We start from the raw sequence: 6,436 nt of genomic DNA on the forward strand, positions 1-6,436 counted from the left end.
TCGGCCGGGGTGCCCGCGCTGCTGCGCGGGCTGGTCCGGCCGGCCCGGCGGGCGGCGGGCACGGCGCCGGCGGGTGGCCGGTCGGCGCTGCGCGAGCGGCTCACCGGCCTGTCCGGGGCCGAACGTGACGCGGTCATACTTGAGCTTGTGCGTAGCGAAACCGCGAATGCTCTCGGCTATGCCGACGCCGACCCGGTCTCCGCCACCGGCGCCTTCGTCGAGCTGGGGCTGGACTCGCTCACCGCGGTCGAGCTGCGCAACCGGCTGGAGGCGCACACCGGCCTGCGGCTGCCGGCGACGCTCACCTTCGACCATCCGTCCCCGGCCGACGTCGCCGAGCTCATCGCCGGCCGGCTCGACTCCGCCGGGCCCGATTCCGCCGGGCGGGGGACGCCGTCGGCGCTGGCGGCGGGCGCGGGCAGCGGCGGGCCGTCAGCCGACGCCGTCGCCGCTGTCGGCGGGGGCATCGGCGGTCTGTACCGGCGGCTGTTCGACGCCGGGCAGATGAACGCCGCCGCGCAGCTGCTGGTCGTGGCGTCCAGCCTGCGTTCGACGTTCGACGAGGCGGACCGCCACGAGCACACCCCGCCCCCGCTGACCCTGGTGACCGGGCCGTCCCGGCCGAACATCGTCTGCTTCCCGGCGCTGTCGGCGCTGTCCGGCCCGCACGAGTACTCCCGGTTCGGCAGCCTGTTCCGCGACGAGCGGGACGTCCACGTGGTGCCGGCCCCGGGGCTGCCCACGGGCGACCTGCTCCCGGGCTCGGCCGCCACGCTGATCCGGATGCACGTGGACGCGGTCAGGCAGGTCGTCGGGGACGAGCCGTTCGTGGTCCTCGGCCGTTCGATGGGCGGCTGCGTGGCGAACTCGGTCGTCGCCGGCCTGGAGGCGGAGGGGATCTTCCCGGCCGGGCTGATCCTGGTCGACTCCTACCCGATCGACACCCCCTCCCGGCCGGGGATGGAGTGGTGGAACGCCGCCATGATCACCGCGCTGGTGGAGCGGTTCGACCGCTTCGACATCTCGACGCTGGACACCCGGCTGTCCACCATGGGCACCTACAACCGGATCTTCGGGGACTGGCAGCCGTCCGAGGTCCGTGCCCGCACCTTGCTCATCCGTGCGGAACAGCCGCTGGCCGGCACCCCCGCCGAGACGGCGGGCCGGCCGGACTGGCGGGCGTACTGGACACTCCCGCACGAGATCATCGACGTCCCCGGTGACCACTTCACCATCCTTGAGGAGGACACCGGGACGACCGTCGCCGCGGTGGCCAAGTGGCTGGCGTCGCTTGCCCAGGCGACCTGAGCGGCCCATGAACGGATCCAGCCCGCGCACCGGGGCCCGGCCCGCGCGTCCCACACCGCGCGTCAGCCGGGCACCGGACGGGCATCAGCCAGGCAGCGCGCGGGCACCGGCCAGGCATCGGGACCGGCCTCGCGGCGGACATCCCGGACGACCCACCCCGTGGACCAGAAGCAGCGTGATCGTTTTTCGCGCCGCCGACGGCCCCGGGTCACCAATAGATAACCAGCAGAGGGGACAAGCATGACACTTCCGGCAGTCGTCGTGACCGGCGCCGCCGCCGGGATCGGCCGGGCGACCGTGGAGCTGTTCGCCGAACGAGGCTACGGCGTCGTCGCCGTGGACCCCGACACGGCCGGCCTCGCCGAGCTCGAGGGCATCAAGAACGTCGTGACGCTCGAGGGCGACGTCTCCACCGAGAAGGCGAACGTCGAGGCGGTGCGGCTGGCCCTCGAGCACTTCGACCGCCTCGACGCCGCCGTCCTCAACGCCGGCATCGGCGGCGCGCCGCCGATCGAGGCCCCCGGGGCGATCGAGCAGCTCGACCGGGTCCACGCGGTCAACGTGCGCGGCGCGGCACTCGGCATCCGGGCCGCCGCTCCGGCGCTGCGGGCCGCCGGCGGCGGGGCCATCGTCGTGACGGCCTCCGGCGCCGGGCTGCGCGGCGACCCCTACACCTGGGCGTACAACGCCACCAAGGCGGCGGCGATCAACCTGGTGCGGTCGGCCGCGCTCGACTACGGCTACCAGGGCATCCGGATCAACGCGATCGCGCCGGGCATCACCCTCACCCCGCGCACGGCGCCGGTGAAGCACGATCCCCGGCTGTTCGCGAACATCAACCGGCGGATCCCGCTGCGCCGCTGGGGCGACCCGCGCGAGCAGGCCCAGGTGATCTGGTTCCTCGCGACCCCCGAGTCCTCCTACATCACCGGCGCGGTGATCCCCAGCGACGGCGGCCTCAGCGCGAGCAACGGCTTCCTGCTGCCCCCGACGTACGACGGTGAGCCGATGCAGTGACACCCACTGCGGGGGCACCCGGTTCGGGGACGCCCGGTGCGCCCGGTGCCGGTGCCGGGACACGCGTCCCCGGTGGATCCACCCTCAGCGGATCCACCGGGGGCCCCCGTCCACCACTACCCGGCGGATTCACGCACGGCGGATTCACGCACGGCGGATTCACGCCTGCCGCGTTCGTGCCGGCCGCATGCATGCCGGCCGCGGGCCCGGCACGCACGATGTTCACAACATTCATGACGTTCACGGCATTTATGAGAGGGAAAGATTTATGACCACCACTGACCAGCTCGCCGGGACGGCGGCGGCCGTCGCGACGGACAGCCTGGACAGTCTTCGGACGAACAAGACGATCGCCCGGCGCCTGTACGAGGAGATCGTCAACGAGGGCCGGCTGGAGTTGCTCGACGACTTCCTCGCCAAGGACGCCAGCCGGAGCACCGGCAGCGGCACGTTCGGCCGCGACAGCTTCGCCAGCCACGTCACCGAGCTGCGGCACAACGTCACCGACCTGAAGACCACCGTCACCGACATCGTGGCCGAAGGTGACCGGGTTGTCGTCTTCTGGCGTATCCAGGGCATCCACTCCGGCGAGGTCTGGGGCGTGCCCGGCACCGGGAACACCATCGACGGCACCAGCATCAGCCTGATCACGTTCCATGACGGCAAGGTCGTCGACTACGTCGTCACCCCGGACCGGCTCACCATCCTCCAGCAGCTCGGCGCGATCCCGGCATGACCCGCAAACTGTCGGCCGCCGACGTCGCCGAGATCCACCAGACCATCGCGCTGATCGCGCACGTGTACGACAACCGCGCGCTCGACGCCCTGCCCCTGCTCTTCACCGACGACGTCGAGATCGAGCTCGGCTACGGTGAGGGCGTCCAGCTGCGCGGGATCGACGCCGCCCGGGAGCTGTTCGGCCAGCGGCAGCCGGACGGGGCCGACCACCAGACGGTGAACACGCTGATCCTGACCGACCCGGACGGGACCGTGCGGACCCACAGCCGCTACATCGCGCTGCGGTCGGACGGGACTACCACCAACGGCGACTACCTGAGCATCGTCGTGCACACCGAGCGGGGCTGGCGGATCGCGTACTTCCGCAGCGTGCTGCGCTACCCCCTCGAGCCCGAGGCCGGCCCCCGGCCGACGGCGGTCACGGACGAGTGGCGGCTGACCGCCGACCGTCTCCCGGTGATCGTCGACTGACCCTCGCGGATCACGTCCAGCGCACCCCGCGCGGCCGGGCCCGGCCGTGGCGGCGAGCCGCCCGGCCCGTGCCGGGCCGGCCACCCGAGCCTCGCGGGGCGCGCCGGCCGTTTTCGTCCCGCCTCATCGCCCACCGCACTTCACCGCACTTCACCGCACTTCACCGCGTCCGCCATGCGTCACTGTTCGTCATTCACCGCTGTTCGCCACATATCGCTGTTCGTCATTCACCGTTGTTCGCCGAACCCGCCGGATGCGCCGGGGTTCGCCAGGAGGAGGCAGCAGATGACAGGGTTGACGGCTCGTCCCGAGGACGCCGTTGCCAGGATCGCTCTTCCCCGGCCCGCCGCCGACGACGACGTCCAGGCCGATCGGAGAGCCCCCGCGGCACGCCTGGCCCAGCTGCTGGACACCGGCTCCGTGACCGCCCTGCACCCCGCCGACGACACCGGCGTGCTCGCCGTGCGCGGGCGGATCGACGGCGCCCCCGTCCTCGCCTACTGCACCGACGCGACGGTGATGGGCGGCGCTCTCGGCCTCGGCGGCGCCCATCACATCGTCGACGCCATCGACACGGCGGTGCGCGAGGGCCGGCCGGTGATCGGGCTGTGGCACTCCGGCGGCGCCCGGCTCGCGGACGGGGTCGAGTCCCTCGACGGCGCCGGCCGGATGTTCGCGGCCATGACCCGGGCCTCGGGCCGGGTGCCGCAGATATCGGTGGTGCTCGGCCCGGCCGCCGGCGCCGCCGCCTACGGCCCCGCGCTGACCGACATCGTGATCATGTCGACGTCCGGCCGGATCTTCGTGACCGGCCCCGACGTCGTGCGCAGCGTGACCGGCGAGCAGATCGACATGGCGGACCTCGGCGGCGTCGACGCGCACGGCCGCCGCTCCGGGGTCGTGCACGTCACCGTCGACACCGAGGACGACGCGTTCGTCCGGGCCCGCCGGATCACCGGCCTGCTCACCCGCCCCGGCCGTTTCGACCCGGACACCGTGGACGACGGCCGGGACCTGCGCGAGCTGCTGCCCGCGACGGCGCGGCGCGCCTACGACGTCCGCCCGCTGCTGCTGGAGATCCTCGACGGCGCCGGGCCGTGGAACGCCTTCGAGGAGCTGCAGCCCCGCTGGGCACCCAACATCGTCATCGGCCTCGGCCGCCTCGGCGGGCACACGGTCGGAGTCGTCGCCAACAACCCGATCCGCAAGGGCGGCTGCCTGGACTCGCTGAGCGCGGAGAAGGCCGCCCGGTTCGTGCGCATGTGCGACGCGTTCGGCGTGCCGCTGCTGGTCGTCGTCGACGTGCCCGGCTACCTGCCCGGCGTCGGGCAGGAGTGGGACGGTGTGGTCCGCCGGGGCGCGAAGCTGCTGCATGCCTTCGCCGAGGCGGTGGTGCCCCGCGTCACCCTGATCACGCGGAAGTCCTATGGCGGGGCGTACATCGCGATGAACTCCCGTTCGCTGGGCGCGACCGCCGTCTACGCCTGGCCGCAGGCCGAGGTCGCCGTCATGGGGGCGGAGGCCGCCGTCGGCATCCTGCACCGCCGGAAGCTGGCCGCCGCCGCGGACGACGAGCGGCGCGAGGAGCTGCGCGCCCAGCTCGTCGCCGAGCACCAGCGGGTCGCCGGGGGTGTCGACCGCGCCCTGTCCCTCGGCGTCGTCGACGAGGTCATCGACCCGGCCCGCACCCGCCGCACCCTCGCGCGGACCTTCGCCACCGCGGCCGAACACCCCGCCGCGGACGAGCGCCTCACCACGGCCGGCCCCCGCGGCGGCCACAACAACATCCCGCTGTAACCGGAGCCCCCGGCAGGCATGTTCCCGGCAGGCATGTTCCCGGCGAGCGGCCCGCCGGGAACATGCCTCGGGACGACGGCCGGGAATTTCCCCGGCCGGCGCCCCGGAACCCACGCTGGCACCGGCCCGGATCCGGCCGGGCCGGATCCGGGCCGGCCGGAATCAGTCCGGGAAAATCAGCCGGAAGAGCCCGATCACCGGTTTTTCCACCGGTCTCACGATAGGTCCTGCCACCGGTTTCACGATTCTTGCTGCGGGTCCTCCGAGCCACCGAACGGTTGCCGTGGCCCACCGAACGGTTCCGCTGGCTGGCTGAAATCCCTCGTCTCACCGCCCTGCTCCGCTTCGGCACCCGGCTGCCCGCCTGCCTCCGCCGTGGCCGGCCCGCTGCCCTCACCCTGGGCCTCGGCGCCCGGCCGCGTCCCCTCACCTCCGCTCTCGGCCTGCGCGGCCTGCCCGGCCTGCGCGCCCGGCACCGTGACACCGACGAGTTCGCGCAGCCGCGTCTCGACGTAGGGCTCGGTGTGGTGCGACCTGTCGGCGATCCGCCGTACGAGATCGTTGACGCTGGTGGCGGCCTCCAGGTCCGCGATGCTGACCTGGACGAACTGATCGAGGATCTGGTGGCGGATCTGCTCCCAGTCCCCCCGCAGCCGCTGCTCCAGCTCCTGCGCCTGCTGCTGCTCCATACGATCGCCTCCACCGCGAGCCAGCTATTTGTAGGAATAAAACTACTTCGCTACCAGGCGGCGTCAACTCGAGACAACAGATACATCAGCACCCCGTTCCCGACACGCCAGCCGTCCTATTCCGCCGGAATACCACGACCTGGCCGATGTCCGCCGCGACGGATGTACCGGAACAAGCCATCTTTTTTTCCGAACAAAAGGACCGGCCCGCCGCCCCGCCATCCCGACTCACGATCCCCGACTCACGTCGTGTGGCCCACGATCCCCGGCCCACGATCCCCGGCCCACGTCGTGTGGCCCACGTCCGATTTCACGGCCCCTTCCGGCTTTTACCGACTCGCGCCCGGCCGCCAAGCGCGCGCCCGACACGGCAGCGGCCCCACCCATACCGGATCCCGCTGATCGCCGATCGCCGG

The 6,436-nt window shown here is 72.6% G+C and carries 6 protein-coding genes; 5 read left to right on the forward strand and 1 reads right to left on the reverse strand.

Going from position 1 to position 6,436, the window contains the following annotated elements:
- The 5 genes from NBW84_RS19515 to NBW84_RS19535 form a co-directional block, all read left to right on the forward strand.
- Positions 1-1,308: thioesterase domain-containing protein (locus NBW84_RS19515; RefSeq protein WP_250286215.1), on the forward strand; the 1,308-nt coding region annotated here is incomplete at its 5' end.
- A 240-nt stretch (positions 1,309-1,548) separates the two neighbouring features.
- The gene (locus NBW84_RS19520; protein ID WP_013873904.1) at positions 1,549-2,325 is read left to right on the forward strand and encodes an SDR family NAD(P)-dependent oxidoreductase; all 777 of its coding nucleotides are present in this window, start codon (positions 1,549-1,551) and stop codon (positions 2,323-2,325) included.
- 268 nt (positions 2,326-2,593) lie between these two features.
- Positions 2,594-3,061 (forward strand): ester cyclase, encoded by a 468-nt coding sequence (locus NBW84_RS19525; RefSeq protein WP_250286217.1) that lies wholly within the window; start codon positions 2,594-2,596, stop codon positions 3,059-3,061.
- On the forward strand, positions 3,058-3,534 hold the full coding sequence (locus tag NBW84_RS19530) for a nuclear transport factor 2 family protein (RefSeq protein WP_250286219.1): 477 nt from the start codon (positions 3,058-3,060) through the stop codon (positions 3,532-3,534). Before NBW84_RS19525 ends, NBW84_RS19530 begins: the two co-directional genes overlap by 4 nt.
- Before the next feature lie 285 nt (positions 3,535-3,819).
- Positions 3,820-5,331 (forward strand): carboxyl transferase domain-containing protein, encoded by a 1,512-nt coding sequence (locus tag NBW84_RS19535; protein ID WP_250286221.1) that lies wholly within the window; start codon positions 3,820-3,822, stop codon positions 5,329-5,331.
- A gap of 239 nt (positions 5,332-5,570) precedes the next feature.
- Here NBW84_RS19535 and NBW84_RS24550 read toward each other — a convergent pair whose 3' ends face one another.
- Complete coding sequence (locus NBW84_RS24550) at positions 5,571-6,020, reverse strand: hypothetical protein (protein ID WP_445548778.1); 450 nt, start codon at positions 6,018-6,020, stop codon at positions 5,571-5,573.
- Positions 6,021-6,436: the final 416 nt, after the last annotated feature.

This window comes from Protofrankia sp. CiP1_Cm_nod2 (assembly GCF_920664355.1).
In the GTDB taxonomy this organism is placed as follows: domain Bacteria; phylum Actinomycetota; class Actinomycetes; order Frankiales; family Frankiaceae; genus Protofrankia.